Origin of the sequence: Variovorax sp. LjRoot175, assembly GCF_964253805.1 — a bacterium.
Classification (GTDB): domain Bacteria; phylum Pseudomonadota; class Gammaproteobacteria; order Burkholderiales; family Burkholderiaceae_C; genus Variovorax.
Genome location: NZ_CAXURY020000001.1, coordinates 4,920,987 through 4,941,019, shown reverse-complemented (window position 1 = coordinate 4,941,019; position 20,033 = coordinate 4,920,987). Strand labels below are relative to the sequence as shown.

Genomic DNA, 20,033 nt, shown 5'->3' with positions numbered 1-20,033 from the left:
CGACGAAGCGCTTCAGGCCTTGGCCTGACGTCTCACCAGGCGAAGCTCGTCCTTCAGGAAATCGCTCGAGTTGCGCGTGCGCTTGTCCGCCGTGCGGACCTTGTAGGGCACCTTCGTCACTTCGGAGCGTGTGCCGCACAGCCGGATGAAATCCTCGGCGGTCACGATCTTGTCCTTGAAGTGGTCGTACTTGGCGCGCAGGTGCTGCGCCGCTTCCGTGGCATCGTGCTCCTCGCCATTGCGCATGAACTTCATCGATTTTTGGCTGGCAACGCGCTGGATCAGGGTCTCGATCACCCTCTGCTCGGAGGCCGAGGGGGTGGCGTGGGCCGGGCTGGCCGCACACAGCCCAAAAGCCATCGCGGCCAGCAGGGCTTGCAGGAATCGAAGTGTGTTCATTGGCATCGGACTCCAAAGAGCGGGTCACGCAAGTCCAGCCGATGCTAGCGGCGCTGGGCGTGGGGCGTCAAAGCAGCCTGCTGTCAGGTTTAATCTATTTTTTTGCCTTCTCGCGCCATGAGCTCCCACCTCCCTTCGCAAGACGATCTGCGCATCGCCAACGCGCTGGCCGACGCCGCGGCCGCGCATTCGCTGCGCCTGTTCCGCACGCCGCTCGACATCATTGCCAAGGCCGACGAGAGTCCGGTCACCCAGGCCGACCGCGCGGCCGAGACCGCGATGCGCGAGATCCTCGGCCGGGAGCGCCCGGCCGACGGCATCTTCGGCGAGGAGCACGGCCTGGAGCGCGTGGACGCCGCGAGCGTCTGGGTGCTGGACCCGATCGACGGCACGCGCAGCTTCATCACCGGTTCGCCGCTCTGGGGCACGCTGATCGCGCTGGTGCGCGGCGGCCGCGTCGAGCTCGGCATGATCGACATGCCGGTGCTCGGCGAGCGCTGGGTCGGCCTGCACAGCCTCGGTGCCGAGCGCAATGGGCAGGCGGTGCGCGCGAGCAGCTGCAGCGCTGTTGCCGAGGCGCGCATCGTCACCACCTCGCCCGACATCTTCAATGCGGCCGACTGGCAGGCCTTCGACACGCTGAGCCGCCGCTGCGCGATGCGCCGCTTCGGCGGCGACTGCTACGGCTACGCGCAGCTCGCGGGCGGCACCATCGACCTGGTGGTCGAGACCGGCCTGCAGCCCTACGACTACCTGGGCCCCGCCGGGCTGATCGAGGCGGCCGGCGGCGTGATCACCGACTGGCAGGGCCAGCCGCTGGGCCTGCAGTCCGACGGCCGCGTGATCGCCGCGGCCACGCCGGCGCTGCACCGGGAGGCGCTCGCGGTGCTGGGCGCGGCAGGCGGCCGCTGAAGAAAGCAGTCGACGCGGGACCTTTGTCCCGCCCGATCACCCGTCCGGCGCACCCGCAGCGCTCGAACCGGGACAGTCGCCTCACGACAACCCGCGCCGTGATCCGAACAATCGATGCTCCCCTCACTGTCTCGCGGGAGTTCTTTCGATGTCAGTTCACGCCATCCACGCGGCGATCCCGCCCTCGCGGCATCCGGCCTTGCTGGGCCTGATTGCGCTGATCGATGCGACGTCCGGCGAGGAGCGCGGTGCGGTCCTCGGACGCTGGCTCGAAACCCGCTTTGGCGAACGCCGCCCGCTGGGCTGGCAGGTCGAGCGCGCGGCCGCCGCGGCGATGTCGCTGCTCGACGCGGCCGACACGCCGATCGACGAGCTGGCGCGCCGGCACCGCGTGAGCCGGCGCCAGCTCGAGCGCGATTTCCGGCGTTGTCTCGGCGTGGCGCCACGCACCTACGCGCGCCTGGTGCGCTTCCAGCGCGCGGCCTGCGCGATCGCCGATGGCATGCCGCTGGCGCAGGTGGCCGCGGAACACGGCTTTGCGGACCAGGCGCACATGACGCGCGTTTTCGGCGAAACCGCCGGCGTGACGCCGCGCCATCTGCGCGACGGCGACGGGGCTGCGGCCGCGCTGCGTTCGGCGTTCGCGCATCGCACGGTCATGCCGCCGGCCTTGCGGCTGGCGGCCTGAGAAGCCGGCTGCGGCCACCGCGCCTTCCTCACAGATCGTTGACAGGGCCACCCGCGCCTTCGGTCCGCGCGGCGGATGTGCGTTCGCGCGGCTCCTCCATGCCCTGCCAGACGATGACCTTGCCGTGGTCGCTCCAGGCCTCGGTGGCCTGGGCTGCCGAATGAATGGTGCCCCGCGCATCGCAACCGCCGATGCCGGCGGCCAGCACGCACAGCAGGCCGGCCAGCCCGGCGCGGGGGGTGGGGTCGAACATGATGTGCTCCTCGAATTGGAAAGAGCTTCGATGATCCGCAGACGCGGCCCCGCGGTCTTGGAGTTTTGCGTCATGCGTTCGGGCGGCCTGTCGCTGGCAGAGCTAGACTCTTCGCATGATTCGCTGGCTGATCGTCGTCGTGCTTGCACTGGTCCTCATGAGCGGGCTCACCGAGTGGCTGCGGCGCTACGGCTTCGGGCGCCTGCCCGGCGACTTCGAGTTCCGCGCCTTCGGGCGCGAATGGCAGCTGCCGATCGGAAGCACGGTGGTGCTCAGCACGATCGCAGCCTTGATCGCAAAGTGGATTTGATTCGATGAGAGCTTGTGTCGATATCGGCGGCACCAAGGTGGCCGTGAGCCTGTCGGCCGACAGCGCATCCCCGCTGATCGGCCGGCGCAGCGAACCGACCGCCAAGACCGGCGACAACGATGCGGTGGCGCTGCAGATCCTGCGGCTCATCGACGAGATCTGCGCCGAGCAGGGCATCGCCGCCGATTCGATCGCCCGCGTGGGCGTGTCCTCGGCCGGACCCTTCGTGCTGCGCGACGGCATGGTCGAACTCGCCACGCCCAATATCTGCGGCGGCATCGCGGGCCCGGCGCGCGGCCTGCCCAACAACTGGATGACGGCGATCGTCGAGGCGCCGCTCAAGCGGCGTTTCGCTCATGTGCGGGTCGAGAACGACGCGGTGGCCGCGCTCGAGGCCGAGCGCCGCTGGGGCGCGCTGCAGGGCGCCGATCATTGCGCCTATGTCACCTGGAGCACCGGCGTCGGCGTCGGCCTGTGCGTCGACGGCCGCATCCTGCACGGCAAGAACGGCAACGCGGGCCATGCGGGCCACAGCTTCGTGGTCGACGACGACAGCAACGCGCTGTGCGGCTGCGGCAATGTCGGCGACGTCGAGGGCCTGGCCGCCGGCAACTCGATCGCGCGCCGCTTCGGGCATTCGGCCGCGGATCTCTTCGCCGCGGCGGCCGCGGGCGATCCGCAGGCGCTGGCCACCACCGATGCGCTGTGCCGCGTGATGGGCCGCATGCTCTACAACCTGGTCGCCACGCTCGATCTGCAGCGCATCAGCCTGGGCGGCAGCGTGTTCTGGAACAACCGCGATTTCCTGCTGCCGCGCCTGCAGGCGCAGGTCGACGGCAAGCTGGTCGCTTTGACGCGCGGTGCAGTGCTGGTGCCCGCGGGGCTGGGCGACAAGGTGGGTGATTACGCGGCGCTGGCGCTGCTCGACTGAAGCCGGCGCGCCTCAGGCGACCAGGCGGGTGCAGGCGATGGCCGAGTCGTCTGTGCCTTCCCTGCGCCCCGGCTCAACGTCTCGACGATCTGGCCCAGGCGGCGCAGGCCGGCATCGACCGTCTCGCCGTAGGGCCAACCGCAGTTGATGCGCATGTAGTGGTCGAAGCGCGAGGAGTTCGAGAACAGCGTGCCGGGCGCCACCACGATCCGCTCGGCCAGCGCCGCATCGAAGACCCGCGACGAGGAGAGGCGCTCGGGCAGCTCGACCCACAGCTGCAGCCCGCCGGGTGGCAGGTTGATGCGGGTCCCTGCAGGAAAGTAGCCCGCGATCGCATCGGCGGTCTGCTCGCGCTGCGTCTTCAGGCAGTTGCGCAGATGGCGCAGGTGGCGATCGTAGGCGCCGGTGGCCATGAACAGGCCGGCCGCGCCTTGCGAGAGTCCCTCGTTGTTGCGCGTCTGCGCGAACTTGAGCATCTCCACGCGCGCCTGCCAGCGCCCGGCCGCGATCCAGCCCAGCCGCAGGCCGGGCGCGAGGATCTTGTGCAGCGAGGCGCAATGGATCACGTTGCCGCTGGCATCCCAGGACTTGAGCGCGCGCGGCGGCATCTGCGCATCGATGAGCTCGCTGTAGGTGTCGTCCTCGATCAAGGGAATCGCGTGCTGCTCGCACAGCTGCGCGAGCCGCGCCTTGTGGGCATCGGGCATCACGCTGCCCAGCGGGTTCTGCAGGTGAGGCACCACCACCACGGCCTTGATGTTGTCGTAGGTGCGGACCGCGAGTTCCAGCGCCTCGATCGAGATGCCGGTCTGCGGGCTGGTCGGGATCTCCAACGCGCGCATGCCCAGGCTCTCGAGCACCTGCAGCAGGCCGTAGAAGGTGGGCGACTCCACGGCCACCGTGTCGCCCGGCTGCGCCACGGCACGCAGCGCGAGGTTGAGCGCCTCGATGCAGCCGTTGGTCACCAGGATGTCCTCCGGCGAGATCGTCATGCCCACGCGCAGGCTGCGCTGGGCGAGCACCTCCCGGAACTGGCGATGGCCCTTCAGCGGCGCGGCGACCGCCAGCATGCCGGGGTGCTGGCGCAGCATGCGCGTCATGGCGCTGCGCAGCGCCTCGGCCGGATAGAGCTCCGGCGCGCCGCGCGCGATGGAGAGGTTGAGCTTCTCGGGGATCTGCCGGCGGCGCGCCACGAAGTCCGACACCTTGGCGTGGATGCCGACGTACTGCGCCGGGTCGGGCGCCCGGTCGGCCGCGGGCTCGTCCATGGCCGCGATCGACAGGCGCCGCGGGCGCCGCACGAAGTAGCCCGAGCGCTCGCGCGCCTCGACCCAGCCTTCGCTCTCCATCGCGCGGCACAGCTGCAGCGCGGTCGAGAGGCTGATGTCGTGCTGGCGCATCAGGCGCCGCAGCGAGGGCAGCTTGTCGCCGGGCTTGAGCGAGCCGGCGCGGATCGCGTCGAGGTAGTGCGTGGCCAGCTGCCGGTAGAGCGGGGGTGAGTCCATGGCTTCGATGCTCCGGCAATGAGGGCAGGGAAAACAGATGCAGATGCGGGGGAAAACGACCATAACAGATGGGTTCGGAGCGCCACTGTTGCGCTTCCGATTGCCCTTGGCTGTGCCTGTTTTTGCGGCAGCCCGCTGCCTACGATTCAGCCATCCCCACTCTGCATCGAAAGAGGCCAGCCATGACCAGCGATCTTTCCGAAACCACGCGGCTCGAGCCCGACCAATCGCTGCGCTTGGCGGTCGATGCGGGCGCCTCGCTGCTGGTCATGGAAGGCCGCGTGCGCATCGTGTCGCCGCCGTCCTGGTTCGGCGACACCGTGTTCAGCGTGGAGAACAGCTTCGACGAAGGCGAGGCCTACCTTGCCGGGCGCGGCGGCTGGATCGAGGTCACGGCGCTGGCGCCGGTGCGCCTCAGGGGCGTGCCGCAAGCGGCGCCCGCGGTGCCGGCCGTGAGTTCGCGCGTCGCGCGGCTGGTGCATTTGCTCTTCGCGAGCTAGCGCACGCTCTCGGCCGCGCGTAGCGCCTCGAGAAAGCTGCGCCGCCACCAGTGCACGTCCTGCTCGCGGATGCGCGCCAGCAGCTTCTGGTGGCGTTCGCGGCGCTCTTCCAGCGGCATCTGCAGCGCCTGTTGCACGGTCTCGGCGGTGCCGTGCGTGTCGTAGGGGTTCACCAGCAGCGCTTCCTTCAACTGTTCGGCCGCACCGGCGAAGCGCGAGAGCACCAGCACGCCCGGATCGGCCGGGTCCTGCGCGGCGATGTATTCCTTGGCCACCAGGTTCATGCCGTCGCGCAGCGGCGTCACCAGTCCAACCGCGGCCGCACGGCACAGCCCCGGCACGCGCTTGCGCGCCACCATGCGGTGGATGTAGCGCACCGGCATCCAGTCGAGCTCGCCGTAGTCGCCGTTGATGGCGCCGCACAGCGATTCGAGCTCGCGCCGGATGTCGGCGTAGGCGTCGACCGTCTCGCGCGTGGGCGAGGCGATCTGGATCAGGGTCGCGCTGCGGCGGTTCTCGGGGTAGTTGGCCAGCAGTTCGCGGAAGGAGCGCACGCGGTTCGGGATGCCCTTGGAATAGTCGAGCCGGTCGATGCCCAGCAGCAGGCGCCGGCTCGAGTACTCGCGCTTCATGGTCTCGTACATGTCGCGCGATTCCTTGGCATGCGTGAGCGCGGCGAACTCGTCGACGTCGATGCCGATCGGGAAGGCGCCGCAGCGCACGGTCTGGCCGTACGCACGGTAGATGCTGTTGCCCATGAAGGCGCCGTTGGCCTCGTTGCGCACGTACTGCTCGAAATGCTGCACGTCCTGCTGGGCCTGGAAGCCGATCAGGTCGTAGGCGAAGAGCGAGCGCATGAGCCATTCGTGCTGCGGGACCGCCGCCATGATGATGTGCGGCGGCAGCGGGATGTGCAGGAAGAAGCCGATGCGCTGCCTGCACCCCATCGCGCGCAGCTCGGCCGCGAGCGGGATCAGGTGATAGTCGTGCACCCAGATGATGTCGTCGTCCTGCAGCAGCGGCAGCAGCTTGCGCGCGAACAGCTGGTTCACGCGCCGGTAGCCGCCGATGAAGCTGGCCTCGAAGTTGGCCAGGTCCAGCCGGTCGTGGAACACCGGCCACAGCACGTCGTTGCTGTAGCCGAGGTAGTAGCTGTCGTGGTCTTCGCGGCCGAGGTCGAGGGTGGCGAGCGTGACCTTGCCGGCCTGCTGCCGGTGCATATCGCCTTCGCCGGTCGGGCCGTTCTCGACGATGGTGCCGCTCCAGCCGAACCACAGGCCGCCGGTCAGCTGCAGGCTTTCGCCGAGCGCCACGGCCAGCCCGCCGGCCGCGGGCTTGCGCGGATCGGCAACGCGATTGGAAATGACGACGAGACGGCTCATGGGCTCCTTGTGATCGCGGCCGGTTTCAAATGCACGAATCCCAGGGAGCCGACAGCCGCACCGCCGCATTGATGATGCCGACCATCGAATAGGTCTGCGGGAAGTTGCCCCACATCTCGCCCGTGACCGGGTGCGTGTCTTCCGACAGCAGGCCCAGTGGATTGCGTGCCGCCAGCATGGTCTCGAAGATCTGCCGCGCCTCGGCCTTGCGGCCGATCTTGGCCAGGGCGTCGATGCGCCAGAAAGTGCAGATGTTGAAGGCCGTCTCGGGCTTGCCGAAATCGTCGGCCGCCTCGTAGCGGCGCATGTAGGGGCCGTCGCAGAGCGATTTTTCCATCGCCTCGACGGTCGAGATGAAGCGCGGGTCGCGCGCATCGATCAGGCCGACCTCGGCCATCAGCAGGATGCTCGCATCGAGCTCGTGGCCGCCGAAGCTCTCGGCGAAGGCCTGGCGCTCCTCGCACCAGGACTTGGTGAGGATCTCCTCGTGCATGCGCGAGGAGTGGCCGTGCCAGTAGGCCGCGCGCTCCGGCAGGCCGAGCGCGCGCGCCACCTTCGCGAGCCGGTCGCAGGCGGCCCAGCTCATCAGCGCCGAGCTGGTGTGCACGCGCGCGCGCGTGCGCAGCTCCCACATGCCGGCATCGGGCGTACCGTAGACGCGGATGGCCTGCTCGCCCACGGCTTCGAGGTGCGGGAACTCGGCCACGCCGGCGCGGCTAAGCAGCCGGTGGTCGTGGAAGGCCTGCGAGGCGCCGAGCACGATGTTGCCGTAGACGTCGTGCTGGAAGTGCTCCTGCGCCTGGTTGCCCACGCGCACCGGCCCCATGCCGCGGTAGCCGGCCAGCCCTTCGACGAAGGACTCGGGCAGTTCGCGCTCCAGGCCGATGCCGTAGAGCGGCTGGATGTGCTGGCCGTGCGAGCCGATCACGACGTTGCTGAGCCAGCGCAGGTAGTCCTCCATGGTGCCGACCTCGGACAGGCTGTTGAGCGCGCGCACCACGAAGAAGGCGTCGCGCAGCCAGCAGAAGCGGTAGTCCCAGTTGCGCTGGCTGCCCGGCGCCTCCGGAATGCTGGTGGTCATGGCGGCGACGATGGCGCCGGTGTCCTCGTAGAGCGAGAGCTTGAGCGTGATCGCGGCGCGGATCACCGCTTCCTGCCACTCGAAGGGGATCGCGAGCCGCTTGCTCCAGGTGCGCCAGTAGGCGATGGTTTCCTGCTCGAAATGGCGCGCCGTGTCGGCGATGCCGTCGGTCAGCGTCTCGTCGGCGCCGAACACGAAGTTGTGCTCGCGCGACAGCACGAAGGGCTGGCGCGAAAGCACGTGCGAGACCGGGGCGTCGGTGTTGAGACGCAACGCGAAGTCGGGCCCCACATAGCGGATGTGGTTGCTGCCGCGCGTGATGGTCGGCGCCGTCGCGCCCCACTGGAAGCGAGGGGCCAGCGAGACGCGGATGCGCGGTGTGCCCTGGATCGGCCTGACGCGGCGAACGATTGTGAGCGGCCTGAAATAACGCGAGCGGCTGTGAAAGCGCGGCGCCAGGTCGGTGATCTCGAGGCCCTGGCCCGCACTGTCGAAGAGCTGGGTGCGCAGCACGGCGGTGTTCGGCTCGTACCACTGCTTGGCCGATGCGAAGTCCTCGATTTCGATGGCCCATGCGCTCGCATCCTCGGCCGGATGCAGCAGCGCGTTGAACACCGGCTCGCCGTCGAAACGCGGCAGGCAGCACCAGACGATGCGGCCGCGCTCGTCGACCAGCGCGCTGAAGGCGCAGTTGCCGATCACGCCCAGCTTCAGCGAGGGGTTGGCCGGCGCAACGAAGCCGCGGCGGGCAGCGGGTGCGTCCAGCACCTCGGGATGCGGCGCTGCCTTGTCGCTAGCGCCGGCGGCGCCGGCAATCGACTCGCCGGCGCGGTCTTCGGGCGCGGCGACCTCTTTCAGATTCGTCGTCATGCAGGTTTTCCTTCCGTGTCGGATTCCGGTCCAGCGAGCAGATCGCGTGCCTGGACCAGCCATTCGAACACGGCGCGCGGGGAATCCAGCCGATGCAGCGCCAGGCTGGGGCCCGATCCGACCTTGATCGCCACGCCGCCGCGCGGCTGCACGATGGCGAAGCCGCTTTCGTCGGTGGTGTCGTCGCCGGCGAAGACCGGCATGCGGCCGGCGAAGGGCGCTTCGCGCAGGAAGGCGTCGATCGCGACGCCCTTGTTGATGCCCGCGGGCTTGACCTCGAACACGAACTTGCCGTGCAGCAGCTCCAGCTGCGGCTGGCCGTCGATCGCGCGCAGCAGCGCGTCGCGGCAGACGGCTTCGAGCTGGGGCGCGAGCCGGTAGTGCAGGGCGATCGCGGCATGCTTGCGTTCCACCAGCAGGCCTTCGTAGACGCGCGCGAGCTCGTTGACGACGTCCAGCACCATCCTGAGGTCGGGTGCGCGCTGCTCCTGCATCCGGCCCTCGGCATCGCGGCGCTGCACGCCGTGCTCGCCGGCGGCCGGCAGGCGCAGCGGTGCAAGGAAGCGGTCGAGCACGTCGATCTGCCGGCCGGACACGACCGCCAGCGCGCCGCCCAGCAGGTCGTGCAGGTCGTCGAGCAGAGCGACCAGGGAAGTCGGCACCTCGATCGCTTCGGGCGTCTCGGCAATGGCCACGAGCGTGCCGTCGAAATCGAGGAACAGGGCAGCGTCTGGCGTGAGGCGGGGGGGCGTCTGCATTTAGGGGAAAACCATAGCAGACTCGGGCAGTGGGGGGCGTCGGCCAAGACCGCAAATCGGTTTTCTAGGCGCGCGGCGGAAGCGCAGCTGCAACGGCGGCAACCCGCGCACGGGCGATTGCCTCGCCGATTTTCGGGCCCGCTGCACCCGCCAGCTGTGCGTCGCGTGCAATGGGCTCCGTTTCGACCGATTGCGCCGCGCCGAGTGCCGCCAGCAGACGCTCGCGCTGCGGGTAGGCGCTGTCCTCGAGCCCGAGCCGCCCGCGCGCGTCGCATTCGCAGGCCAGCAACGCCTGTTCGAAGCGCTCCGGCTTGCGAAATGCATCGCAGCGTTCGAGCAGCCGCACCAGCGCCGTCGCATTGAGTTCGCCGCTGCGATGGATGTTGCCGTGCTCGCGCGCCACCACCTCGGCCAGTTCGCGCAGCTCGACCGGCACGCGCCAGCGCTCGCACACAGCCTGCAGCAGCTTCGCGCTGCGCTGCTCGTGGCCGATGTGGCGCGGCAGTACCTCGGGCGGCGTGCTGCCCTTGCCGAGGTCGTGCACCAGGCAGGCGAAGCGCACCGCCAGCGGCGCCTCGAGCCGCGCCGCCATGTCGAGCACCATCATCAGGTGCAGGCCGGTGTCGACCTCGGGGTGATGGGCTTCGGGCTGCGGCACGCCCCACAGCCGGTCGAGCTCGGGCAGCAGCACGGCCAATGCCCCGCAATCGCGCAACAGCTCGAACATGCGCGAGGGCCTGGCTTCCATCAGCCCGCGCGCGAGCTCCTGCCAGACGCGCTCGGGCACCAGCGCATCGACTTCGCCGGCCGCGACCATCTCGCGCATCAGCGCCATGGTTTCGGGGGCGACCTCGAAGTCGGTGAAGCGGGCCGCGAAGCGTGCGACGCGCAGGATGCGCACCGGGTCCTCGCGGAAGGCATCGGTCACGTGGCGCAGCAGCTTCTGCGCAAGGTCGTGCCGGCCGTGGAAGGGGTCGATCAGGTGCGCTGTGTCGATGGCGCTGGCGGCCTTGTTTGCCGGCAGCGCGATCGCGTTGACCGTCAGGTCGCGCCGGGCCAGGTCCTGTTCGAGCGTGACGTCGGGCGCGGCATGGATGGTGAAGCCGCGATAGCCGGGCGCGCTCTTGCGTTCGGTGCGCGCCAGCGCGTATTCCTCGCGCGTCTTGGGGTGCAGGAACACCGGGAAGTCGCGGCCCACCGGCAGAAAGCCCTTGGCCACCATCTCTTCGGGCGTGGCGCCGACCACGACCCAGTCGCGATCGCTGCCGGGCCGGCCCAGCAGCGCATCGCGGATCGCGCCGCCGACGAGATAGGTTTGCATGGGACGCAGTTTAGGTGCTGGCCCCTCATGCCGGATCTCGCTCAGCGCTCGATTCGGTAGGGTTCGTCGATGACGACGAAGCGCTTCTCGACCAGCGCCTCATCGATCCAGGCCTTCACGCCGGGAAGCTGCTGTACGCGCTCGATATAGGCTGTGATCGCGGCAGGCACCGGCAGGCCGAAGGTCCTGATGCGCACGCCGACCGGCGCGAAGTACGCATCCGCGATGCCGAACTCGCCGAACAGCATCGGCCCGCCATGGGTTTCCAGGAGGCCGCTCCACATCTGCACGATGCGCGCGAGGTCGGCACCCACCTCCGGCTTGTCGCGCAGGATGATCCGGCCCTGCTCACGCAGGTCCGCCTCGATGTTCATTCCGCAGTGGGTGCGCAGTGCGCCGAAACCTGCGTGCATCTCGGCGCAGATGCTGCGCGCATGCGCGCGCTGGGCCATGTCGCGCGGCCAGAGGGCCTTGTCGGGATGGCTCTCGGCGAGGTATTCGCAGATCGCCAGCGTGTCGTAGACGATGGTGGCGCCGTCCACGAGCACTGGCACGCGGCCGGTCGGGTTGATCGCGTGGATGGTCTTCTTGAAGTGCGAGTCGGCATCCAAGTCATCGAAGGGCACCATGACTTCCTCGAACGCGATGCCGGCCTGCTTCATGAGCACCCATGGCCGCATCGACCAGGACGAGTAGTTCTTGTTGCCGATGTAGAGTTTGGGCATCGCGGTCCTCCAGATTGCTGCAAAGCCCTCGATGCTAGCGGCTGGGCAGCGCGCGATTGATGCCGAAGGCGTGCGCCATTGATGCTCAGCGCCTGGTTTCGTCGTCGGGCGAGGCGATCACGCGGGGTTTCCCGTTCGCACCGCCGCCGGGAGGCGGGCCGATCATCCGCTCGATCAGCTCCACCAGTCGCGGCACCAGCGCAAGCACGGCCAGCGCCAGCAGGGCGCTGAGTATCGCGGTCACCTCGCGTCCGAGTCCGCAGGCCATGCCGATGGCGGCCGTCATCCAGAGGCCGGCCGCGGTGGTGAGGCCCTCCACGTGCCGTTCGTCCCGGCCCTGCTTGAGAATGGTCCCGGCGCAGAGAAAACCCACGCCCGCCACCAGGCCCTGGATCACGCGGCTCATGTCGGCCGGCACGATGCCGGTCTGCTGAGGCACGAGCACGAAGAGCGCGGAGCCGATCGCCACCAGCATGTGGGTGCGCACCCCGGCGGCCTTGCCGTGCTGTTCGCGCTCGAAACCGAGCGCGAAGCCCAGCACCGCCGCGAGAAAGAGGCGCACCAGGATGCGCGTGAACTGGGCGACGTCGCCGACGTCCGAGAACTCGGCCGCGATGGTGCTTGCGGCTTCGTCCCACCAGGCCATCAGGGCAGGTCCTTGTTGGGCTCGGGCTCGGCGGCGTCGCGCGGGCCTACGTTGCCGAGGCGGTCCTTGATCGATTGCGGCCGGCCGGTGATCAGGGCCGCGTAGTTGGTGGCGTTGGCGAGCACCTTCTTGACGTAGTCGCGGGTCTCGTTGAAGGGCACGTTCTCGGCCCAGATGGCCGCTTCCATCACCGGCCCGTTGCGCCAGTTGCGCGGCCGGCCCGGGCCGGCGTTGTAGGCCGCGGCGGCCAGCGCCATCGAGCCGTCGAAGTCGTCGAGCGCGAGCTTGAGGTAGTTGGTGCCGATGGTGATGTTGGTGTCTCGGTCGTTGATCTGGCCGGGCGTGAAGCCCGCGAGGCCGATCTTGTTGGCAGTCCAGCGCGCAGTGGCGGGCATCACCTGCATCAGGCCCGAGGCGCCGACGCCCGAGCGCGCGTCCATGATGAAGCGGCTTTCCTGCCGGATCAGGCCGTAGACGTAGGCCGGGTCGAGGCCGATCTCCTCGCTCTTGCGCACCACGGTGTCGCGAAAGGGCATCGGGTAGCGCTGCTCGACATCGATCATGCCCTTGGTGCGCTCGCTGGTGTTGATGCAGCGGTCCCACACTTCGCGCCGGCAGGCGAGGTCGGCCGCGGCCAGCAGTTCGCGGTCGCCCATGCCGCCCTTGTCGTGCAGGTTGGTCGCGTAGTTCCACTCGCGCGTGCCCTCGGGGCGCAGGCCGATCGCGATCGCGTTGAGAGCGCGGTTGAGCGCCGGGTTGTTGCGTGCCGCGTCCTTTTCTTCGGCCGTGAGCGGCGCCGGGCGGGTCGGCACCGTGGCGCGCTCGCCCAGCTCTTCGAGCGCCAGCAGTTCGTAGAAGCCGCGCGTGCCGGCAATGCTTTCGAACAGCGCGCGCGCCTGGGCGCGGCGCTCGTCACCGCCCTGGGCGTGGAGGGCGCGTGCCTTCCAGTAGATCCAGGTCGGATCCTGCTGCGTCGATTCGCTCATGGCATCGATCGCGGCCTGCACGTTCTTCCAGTGGCCGCTGCGCAGCGCGGCGCGCGTCTTCCAGGCCAGCATGTCGTCGGAGAGATCGCCGTTCTTCGTGACGTTCGCGAAGGCGCCGCCCGCCGCCGGCGAGAGCTTGACGGCGTACTGGCGGCCGATCGCGCCCCAGAGCCAGTTGCGCTCCTCCGACGTCAGCATCGGGCCCCACTTGCTCTCGAGCTGGGAGGCCGCCATGTCCGGGTCGGCGATGGTCATCTTGATCAGCGCGAGCACCACCAGCTCCTTGCGCGCCTTGGTGGCGACGAAGGCGCGGCCGGTTAGGAACTTGGCCATGCTGGCATTCAGCTCGTCGAACTGCGCGACGGCATCGGGCGCGGCAAGGAGGACCGCGGCGCGGGCCGCCTGCGGCCGGTTGGCCTCGATGGAAAGGCGCGCCTTTTTCCATGCGTCGTTGGGCGACATCTGGCCGGCCGCGATCATGCGGTCGGCCGCGGTCAGGCAGCCGTCGTCGAGCTCGCGCTGGCCCAGCCAGTTGCGGCGGACTTCGTCGGCCTGCGCCTTGGTGGCGTTGCCGCCGCGCAGCGTTTCGACAAGGATGGCGTAGCAGCGCACCTGGGCATCGTCGTTCATGCGGTAGGCCGGGTGCAGCGTGGCGAAGCCGTCCCAGTCGCGGCGCTGGCCGAGCAGCATCAGCCAGTCGTTGCGCAGGCGGTCTTCCTGGTAGGTGCCGGCGTAGCGCGAGAAGAAGTCCTGCACCTCGGAGGCGCTCGCTTCCTGAAGGCGCGCCTTGAGCTCCCAGTAGGCGGCCCAGGGTTCCAGCGCGTGGCCTCTTGCCTGCGGCAGCAGGGCCGTCAGACGCGCCTTGTCGCCGCGCTGGAAGGCCTGCTTCATTTGCACCAGCACGTCGTCGTCGTGGTTTTGCGCGCAGGCCGGCTGCAGCAGTGCCGCGGTGGCGAGGACGAGCGAAAGAACGAGGGTGGAGAAGGGTGCGCGGGGCCGGCGGGGCGCGGGTGCCAAAATGCTTGCAAACTGCATCGGGCGATTATGGACAAGTCAAAGGGTGCCGACACCTCGGCAACTGCCAACTTTCTCAAGCAACAGCTGCGAAAAGCGCTGGTCGAGCAGCGCCTCGCCATGCCCGACCGCCTCGCGCGCGCCGACCTGCTGCAGCGCGTGATGCGGATCTGGCTGGTCGGCCGGCCCGACACCGTGATCGGCGCCTACTGGCCGATCAAGGGCGAGTTCGATCCCTTGCCCGCGCTGCATCGCTGGAAGGAAGACGGGGAATTGCTGGACGAGCCGCACCGCCGGCGCATCGGCCTGCCGGTGGTCGACCGCGTCCACAAGATCCTGACCTTTCGCGCGTGGTATCCGGGCTGTCCGATGGAGAACGACGCCTTCAACATTCCGAAGCCGAAGGACACCGAGCTGATCGTGCCCACGCTGCTGTTCGTGCCCTGTCTGGGCTACAGCGCCGGCGGCTACCGCCTGGGCTACGGCGGCGGCTTCTACGACCGCACGCTGGCGGCGCTGGAGCCGCGGCCTTTCACCGTGGGGCTCGGCTTCACGAACGGCTACATCGAGGAGTTCGAGCCTGAGGCGCACGATCTGCCGCTCGACGCCATCCTCAACGACAACGGCGTAGTCTGGCCGGCGGGCTGATTCAGTCCAGCTGATCGACGGTGTCGGGGTCCGGCACCTCGCCGATGGTCTCGCGCGTGACCGCGGCCTGCGACTGCAGCCAGTCGCAGAAGTCCCTGATCTCGGGCCGCTGCGCGTTGCGCGGACCGACGATCAGCCAGTAGGCCATCGGTGAATCCATGCGGTGCTGCGGCAGCACCTCGACCAGGTCGCCGTTGGCCAGGCTCTCGGCGATCAGCGAGCTGCGTGCCAGCACCAGGCCCTGGCCGGTGAGCGCGGCCTGCACCATCTGGTAGGCGTAGTTGAAATAGAGCCAGCGCTTAGGCTGCGCCCGATGCAGGTCGTTGACTTCGAACCAGCGGCGCCAGGTGAGCCATTCGAGGTGCGTGCGGTGCGCATCGCCGGCCTCGATCAGCGCGAAACGCGCGATGTCGGCCGGCTCCTTGATCGCGGGGTTGCTCTTGATCAGCCAGGGGCTCGCCACCGGCGTCAGCGTTTCGCCGAAGAGCCGCACCGCGCCGGCCGGCATGCTCTCGCCGGGGCCGTAGCGCAGCGCGATGTCGATGTCCGCGAGGTCCATGTCCAGCGCCGTGTCGGTGGCGTCGATGCGGATGTCGATCTCGGGGTTGTCGCGCTGGAAGGCCTCGAGCCGCGGGATCAGCCACATCGAGGCGAAGGAGGCAAAAGTCGTGAGCGACACGCTCTTGCGGCCCGCGCTCTGTCGGATCTGGCGCACCGCGCCGTCGATGCGCGGCAGCGACTGCTGCACCGCCAGCAGCAACTGGGCGCCGGCGCTCGTGAGCTCGACCGCGCGCGTATGGCGCAGGAACAGGCTCACGCCCACCTCTTCTTCCAGCGACTGGATCTGCCGGCTCACGGCCGACTGGGTCAGCGCCATTTCTTCCGCCGCGGCGCGGAAGTTCAGGTGCCGCGCCACGGCCTCGAAGGCGCGCAGGTGACCGGCCGAGATCGGGCGGGAGCGCAGATGGGTCTGGGAATGCTGCATGGGGTGGAAGTCGGATTGATGCGAAAGCGGAATCAGTAGGCTACCGCGTTTTCATTGGACCGCCAACGGGGAAGCGCCGATCATTCATTCCCGAAGCGCGCAATTGCGTTTCGGAGAAAACCCTCTACAGGAGTCTCACATGTCCGCCGCTTGCACCACCACCTCTACGTTCCCGTCCCCGGCCCTGGCACGTCCGGCTGCCGTACCGCCGGCCGTGCGCCGGGGTGCATGGCAGCTGTCCGCGGGCGAGGCGACCAGTCTGAGAGCCTCCAGCGCGAGCATCCTGCGCATCCGGCAAGGCCGGGTGTGGGTCACGCGCGATGCCACCGATGTCTGGGGCAGCGAAGACCTGGTGCTCGCACCGGGCGAAACGCTGGCCGTCGCCGCCGGCGAGCGCATCGTGATGGAGCCCTGGGACAGCCACGGCGCCACTTACAGCTGGGATGTCGCGACGGCCTAGCCCGTCGGGGCTTGCCGGCTATCCAGCAATGTCGAGGCGGGGGCGCAGCGCCAGAAAGCGCTCCAGCGCCTCGGCCCCGTCGAGTTGCTGAAGGATGGCGATGTCTTCGCCTTCCTCGCCGTCCTCGGTCTGGGCCAGGCCCATCTCGAAGCGCTGGTAGCGGCGTTTCGAGAGTCCGCCTTCATAGACCACGCGCATCTCGATGTGCCGCGGGTCGGCCTCCAGGCGGTTCAGCAGGCCCAGCACCTGCTTTCGCGGGCCTTCGAAATGCTGGCAGAAGCGCATGCCGTCGAACACCAGCAGTCCCGTGATTCCCTCCGTTGCATTGCGGGCTCGCGCCCGAGTCACGATTTGGCCCACGACTTCGGTGGGTTGGCCGGGTGCCAGCAGGCTGCAATAGAGGATCTCGTGGAGTTCGGTCATTCGGTCGCGGGTTGGAAGCGAGCGCAGTGTAGGTGCGCCGAACAGCGCGCGAAATGTGAAAAGACATAGGCGCAAGGCCTATAGTGGGTCGGTGAAATTCGAGGACTATCCGGCCCTTGTCCATCCGCCGCGCTGCGCCCATCCGTGCGAGGAGTGCGGCCTGCGCCGGAACCCCGCTTTCCTGCCCGTATCACCCGAGGAACTGCATGCCATCCAGTCCTTCCGCACGGGCACGCGCGTCGTCGATGCCGGCCGGCCGGTGGTCGAGGAAGACCGCCCCAGTGCGCAGCTGTTCACGCTCTATTCCGGTTGGGCCTTTCGCTTCAAGACGCTCAGCGACGGCCGGCGGCAGATCCTGAGCTTCCTGCTGCCGGGCGACTTCATCGGGCTGCAGGACGAGTTTGCCGAGAGTCACACGCACGGCGTCGAGGCGGTGACCGCTGTCACGCTGTGCGTCTTTGCGCGCGACCAGCTCTGGGACCTGTTTCACAGCCAGCCCAAGCTGGGTTACGACATCACGTGGCTGGCGGCGCGCGAGGAAAAGATGGTGGACGACAACCTCGTGACCGCCGGCCGGCGCAACGCGGCCGAGCGGGTCGCGATGCTGCTGATGCATCTCTACCGCCGCGCCGAACGCGTCGGCATGGCCCGCGAGGGCTGGGTCGTGTTTCCGTTCAACCAGCAGCACATCGCCGATGCACTGGGCCTGTCGCTGGTGCACACCAACAAGACTTTGCGGCGGCTGCAGCAGCGCGGGCTCTACAAGCTCGACAGCGGATGGCTGCGCATCCTCGAGCCGCATGCGCTCGAGACGCTGGGCGACTATTTCGAGCGGCCGCTGCGGCCCACGCCGCTGATCTAGGGCCTGTCAACAGGCCTTGGTCACGGCCATCGCGTATCGTAGAGGCCCCGCCCGGAAATCCCGGGCACGAGCCCCGACCCGGCAGCCGCCGGCCAACCCCCTGACTGCGCTGCCCCTGTGAAACTCCTGTCCCGTCTGCGCCAGGTCGCCATGGTTGGCGGCGTCGAAACTTTCGGGGTGGCCATCGGCGGCATTGCCGGCCTGCTCATCGTCAACGTGATGCCGAAGGACCAGTACGCGGCCTACACCTTCCTGGTCGCGTGCATGACGCTGATCCTGGGCATCACCGACCTCGGGCTCGCCCATTGCACCCTGCCCATCGTCGGCCAGCGCGCGGGCGAAGTGCCGTGGGTCGTGGGCGTCTGCCACCAGGTGTTCCGCAAGCGCTGGCTGCTGCTGGCGCTGGGCCTGGCCGTGATCGGGCCCTACTGGTTCTATACCTCGCAGCAGCACGCGTGGTCCGGTTGGGCCTATCTCGCGGCCTCGCTGCTCATGGTCGCCGTCGTCCTGCTGTCGCTCAGGGAGCACTACGCCAACACGGTGCTGCTGATCCTCGGCCAGATCCCGACCCTGAACCGGATCGCCTTCTTGTCCCATTGCGTGCGCATCGCTTTCGTCGGCATGGTGCTCCTGCTGCCCGCGACGTCCTGGTCGGTGACCGGCATCGTGGCGGCGACCGCCGCGGCGAGCTTCGTCAGCGTGATGCTGTACCGCAAGGCGTTCAGGACACAGCAGTTGCCGGATGCCCATCTCGATGCGGCCGACACGAAGAAGGTGGACGCCCAGGTGCTGCGGATCGCGAAGCCGCTGGTGCTGCCGGCCATCTTCTACCAGGTGCAGGGCGTGATCACCGTGTTCCTGGTGTCCTTGTTCGGCACCGCCAGCATGATGGCCGAGGTCGGCGCCTTCGGCCGCTTGGCCATGGTGCTGATCGTGGTCGACCGGGTGACCAACACCCTGCTGTTCCCGGCCATCGCGCGGGCGCCGGTGGGCGCGCGCCTCGGCGCGATCGTGGCACAGGCCCATGTGGCCTATTTCGCCATGGGCGCCCTGGTCCTGCTGACTTCCTTCTTCTTCCCGCAGTACTGGATCCTGCTCCTGGGCAAGCAGTACACCAGTATGACGCCGCTGGTGTGGATGGTGTTCCTGGCCTCGATCCTGATGAACGCCTCGGGTTTTGCCTTCCGCACCCTGTCGGTCCGCGGCGCGACCGCGGGCCAGACCTACAGCATCGCGGTGACGCTGATCACCCAGATCCTCTATCTGTGGCTGGTGGGCGTGAGCGATCTGCGCTCGGTGCTCGGCTTCGGCATCGCCACCAGCCTGGCCAATTTCGGCTACCAGTACTTCCTCCTGGCCGTGCGCTGGCTGGAGTGGCGCAAGGATGCCGTCGACGAGGCTCAGGCGCGCTTGTAGACCCGGCCGATGGCGGCGGCGATCTTCAGCGAGAGCTGGCGCTTGGCGAGCTCGCCGTCCGAATACGCCTTGATCGGCGCATTGGCGAAGCGGTAGTACCACTTGCTCGCGGCCGAGGGCGGCATGCCGCGCAGGGCCTGGCGGATGTGGCCGCCATGCCAGGGCTTGACCGAGCCGACCGCGTGCGAGAGGTAGTAGCCGCCGGGCGCGAAATCCATGGCTTCCGGCCCGGCCGTGTTCAGCGGCGCCTCGCAGACGGTGAGGGCGAAGTTCAGCGCGTCCTGGTCGGTCGAATGGAACAGGGCGGCGGAACCGCCGGCCTTGAGCTCCTTGGCATGCTCGTTGTAGGCCACCACCAGGTCGCACAGACGGCGCCACAGGTCCAGGAACTCGAGATGCGCGCGCGAGACCGCGATGAAGCCCGCGTTGTAGTAGCGGTCGAGCCCGCGCCGCGGCGTGGCGCCGTGCGGTTCGAAGAAGCGCGCCCACAGCAGCCGCTTGGGATGCCGCGCAGGGAAGCACCAGTTGACGTCTTCGGCCAGCGAGATCCCGTCTTCGGTGAACCAGCCGGTCAGCGCGGGCCAGTCGCACTTCACGACGATATCCGGATCGATGTAGGCCACGACATCCGATTGCGGCGCATGCTTCTCCAGCATCTCGCGGATGAAGGTCGGCTTGTAGTAGGTGAAGTGCAGCGGGGTGTCGAGCTCCAGCATGCACAGCACCAGCCCGGGCGCTGCCTGCAGGCGGCCGGTGACGCGGTCGAAGGCCGGCGAATCGACGATCCAGCCCGGCAGGGCACCGCGGTAGCCGACCCAGAGCTCGCCGGTGTAGCCCGCGGCGATCAGCGAATTCGCCAGCGCCGCGACGCCGAAGTGGTAGTTCCGTTCGAAAAGCGTGCAGAGCGTGATGTTCATGGAGGGTCGCAGTTGATCGCGCTCGAGTGTAAACAAATGTT

The 20,033-nt window shown here is 68.7% G+C and carries 22 protein-coding genes; 9 read left to right on the top strand and 13 right to left on the bottom strand.

Features of this window, described 5'->3' with window-relative positions:
• Window positions 1-12 precede the first annotated feature (12 nt).
• Window positions 13-399, bottom strand: a complete 387-nt coding sequence (locus ACSQ89_RS24580; protein WP_093104098.1) for a DUF5329 family protein — start codon at window positions 397-399, stop codon at window positions 13-15.
• Between the two features lie 117 nt (window positions 400-516).
• Between ACSQ89_RS24580 and hisN the strand changes: the two genes are divergently transcribed.
• Window positions 517-1,311 carry a histidinol-phosphatase gene (gene hisN, locus ACSQ89_RS24575; protein ID WP_436293587.1) on the top strand — a complete coding sequence of 265 codons (795 nt, stop codon included), beginning with the start codon at window positions 517-519 and terminating at the stop codon, window positions 1,309-1,311.
• A 148-nt stretch (window positions 1,312-1,459) separates the two neighbouring features.
• Window positions 1,460-1,999 (top strand): helix-turn-helix transcriptional regulator, encoded by a 540-nt coding sequence (locus ACSQ89_RS24570; protein ID WP_436293586.1) that lies wholly within the window; start codon window positions 1,460-1,462, stop codon window positions 1,997-1,999.
• A 28-nt stretch (window positions 2,000-2,027) separates the two neighbouring features.
• On the opposite strand, the gene ACSQ89_RS24565 is transcribed toward ACSQ89_RS24570, so the two are convergent.
• Window positions 2,028-2,252, bottom strand: coding sequence for a hypothetical protein (locus tag ACSQ89_RS24565; protein ID WP_436293585.1), 225 nt, complete (start codon window positions 2,250-2,252; stop codon window positions 2,028-2,030).
• Between the two features lie 115 nt (window positions 2,253-2,367).
• Between ACSQ89_RS24565 and ACSQ89_RS24560 the strand changes: the two genes are divergently transcribed.
• The gene (locus ACSQ89_RS24560) at window positions 2,368-2,562 is read left to right on the top strand and encodes a DUF2905 domain-containing protein (RefSeq protein WP_093104104.1); all 195 of its coding nucleotides are present in this window, start codon (window positions 2,368-2,370) and stop codon (window positions 2,560-2,562) included.
• A gap of 4 nt (window positions 2,563-2,566) precedes the next feature.
• Window positions 2,567-3,493, top strand: a complete 927-nt coding sequence (locus tag ACSQ89_RS24555; protein ID WP_436295720.1) for an ROK family protein — start codon at window positions 2,567-2,569, stop codon at window positions 3,491-3,493.
• Here ACSQ89_RS24555 and ACSQ89_RS24550 read toward each other — a convergent pair.
• Entirely contained in the window at window positions 3,466-4,998 is a 1,533-nt protein-coding gene (locus tag ACSQ89_RS24550; protein WP_436296550.1) for a PLP-dependent aminotransferase family protein, read from the bottom strand. The two genes, ACSQ89_RS24555 and ACSQ89_RS24550, sit on opposite strands and share 28 nt — an antisense overlap.
• A 182-nt stretch (window positions 4,999-5,180) precedes the next feature.
• On the opposite strand from ACSQ89_RS24550, the gene ACSQ89_RS24545 reads away from it, so the two are divergent.
• Window positions 5,181-5,498, top strand: coding sequence for a hypothetical protein (locus ACSQ89_RS24545; protein WP_436295718.1), 318 nt, complete (start codon window positions 5,181-5,183; stop codon window positions 5,496-5,498).
• Here ACSQ89_RS24545 and otsA read toward each other — a convergent pair.
• The 7 genes from otsA to ACSQ89_RS24510 form a co-directional block, all read right to left on the bottom strand.
• On the bottom strand, window positions 5,495-6,880 hold the full coding sequence (otsA, locus tag ACSQ89_RS24540) for an alpha,alpha-trehalose-phosphate synthase (UDP-forming) (protein ID WP_093104110.1): 1,386 nt from the start codon (window positions 6,878-6,880) through the stop codon (window positions 5,495-5,497). The two genes, ACSQ89_RS24545 and otsA, sit on opposite strands and share 4 nt — an antisense overlap.
• A 25-nt stretch (window positions 6,881-6,905) precedes the next feature.
• On the bottom strand, window positions 6,906-8,831 hold the full coding sequence (locus ACSQ89_RS24535; protein ID WP_436295717.1) for a glycoside hydrolase family 15 protein: 1,926 nt from the start codon (window positions 8,829-8,831) through the stop codon (window positions 6,906-6,908).
• On the bottom strand, window positions 8,828-9,589 hold the full coding sequence (otsB, locus tag ACSQ89_RS24530; RefSeq protein ID WP_093104113.1) for a trehalose-phosphatase: 762 nt from the start codon (window positions 9,587-9,589) through the stop codon (window positions 8,828-8,830). Before otsB ends, ACSQ89_RS24535 begins: the two co-directional genes overlap by 4 nt.
• A gap of 64 nt (window positions 9,590-9,653) precedes the next feature.
• Window positions 9,654-10,910 carry a multifunctional CCA addition/repair protein gene (locus ACSQ89_RS24525; RefSeq protein ID WP_436295716.1) on the bottom strand — a complete coding sequence of 419 codons (1,257 nt, stop codon included), beginning with the start codon at window positions 10,908-10,910 and terminating at the stop codon, window positions 9,654-9,656.
• Window positions 10,911-10,951: 41 nt separating this feature from the next.
• The gene (locus ACSQ89_RS24520; RefSeq protein WP_093104116.1) at window positions 10,952-11,635 is read right to left on the bottom strand and encodes a glutathione S-transferase family protein; all 684 of its coding nucleotides are present in this window, start codon (window positions 11,633-11,635) and stop codon (window positions 10,952-10,954) included.
• 85 nt (window positions 11,636-11,720) lie between these two features.
• Window positions 11,721-12,281: an MgtC/SapB family protein gene (locus ACSQ89_RS24515; protein ID WP_436295715.1), complete on the bottom strand. Its 561-nt coding sequence runs from the start codon at window positions 12,279-12,281 to the stop codon at window positions 11,721-11,723.
• Window positions 12,281-14,302, bottom strand: a complete 2,022-nt coding sequence (locus tag ACSQ89_RS24510) for a transglycosylase SLT domain-containing protein (RefSeq protein WP_436296549.1) — start codon at window positions 14,300-14,302, stop codon at window positions 12,281-12,283. Before ACSQ89_RS24510 ends, ACSQ89_RS24515 begins: the two co-directional genes overlap by 1 nt.
• A gap of 9 nt (window positions 14,303-14,311) precedes the next feature.
• On the opposite strand from ACSQ89_RS24510, the gene ACSQ89_RS24505 reads away from it, so the two are divergent.
• On the top strand, window positions 14,312-14,929 hold the full coding sequence (locus ACSQ89_RS24505) for a 5-formyltetrahydrofolate cyclo-ligase (RefSeq protein ID WP_436295713.1): 618 nt from the start codon (window positions 14,312-14,314) through the stop codon (window positions 14,927-14,929).
• Between the two features lies 1 nt (window position 14,930).
• Here ACSQ89_RS24505 and ACSQ89_RS24500 read toward each other — a convergent pair whose 3' ends face one another.
• Entirely contained in the window at window positions 14,931-15,914 is a 984-nt protein-coding gene (locus ACSQ89_RS24500; protein WP_093104124.1) for a LysR substrate-binding domain-containing protein, read from the bottom strand.
• Between the two features lie 139 nt (window positions 15,915-16,053).
• Between ACSQ89_RS24500 and ACSQ89_RS24495 the strand changes: the two genes are divergently transcribed.
• Window positions 16,054-16,374, top strand: a complete 321-nt coding sequence (locus tag ACSQ89_RS24495; protein WP_093104125.1) for a DUF2917 domain-containing protein — start codon at window positions 16,054-16,056, stop codon at window positions 16,372-16,374.
• A gap of 18 nt (window positions 16,375-16,392) precedes the next feature.
• Here the strand turns inward: ACSQ89_RS24495 and ACSQ89_RS24490 are convergent, their stop codons facing one another.
• Window positions 16,393-16,797: a BLUF domain-containing protein gene (locus tag ACSQ89_RS24490; protein WP_093104127.1), complete on the bottom strand. Its 405-nt coding sequence runs from the start codon at window positions 16,795-16,797 to the stop codon at window positions 16,393-16,395.
• Window positions 16,798-16,888: 91 nt separating this feature from the next.
• On the opposite strand from ACSQ89_RS24490, the gene ACSQ89_RS24485 reads away from it, so the two are divergent.
• Both ACSQ89_RS24485 and ACSQ89_RS24480 read left to right on the top strand, forming a co-directional pair.
• Window positions 16,889-17,659: a Crp/Fnr family transcriptional regulator gene (locus ACSQ89_RS24485; protein ID WP_436295712.1), complete on the top strand. Its 771-nt coding sequence runs from the start codon at window positions 16,889-16,891 to the stop codon at window positions 17,657-17,659.
• A 117-nt stretch (window positions 17,660-17,776) separates the two neighbouring features.
• Window positions 17,777-19,075, top strand: a complete 1,299-nt coding sequence (locus tag ACSQ89_RS24480; RefSeq protein WP_436295711.1) for a hypothetical protein — start codon at window positions 17,777-17,779, stop codon at window positions 19,073-19,075.
• Here ACSQ89_RS24480 and ACSQ89_RS24475 read toward each other — a convergent pair.
• On the bottom strand, window positions 19,060-19,992 hold the full coding sequence (locus tag ACSQ89_RS24475; RefSeq protein ID WP_436295710.1) for a hypothetical protein: 933 nt from the start codon (window positions 19,990-19,992) through the stop codon (window positions 19,060-19,062). The two genes, ACSQ89_RS24480 and ACSQ89_RS24475, sit on opposite strands and share 16 nt — an antisense overlap.
• Window positions 19,993-20,033 lie beyond the last annotated feature (41 nt).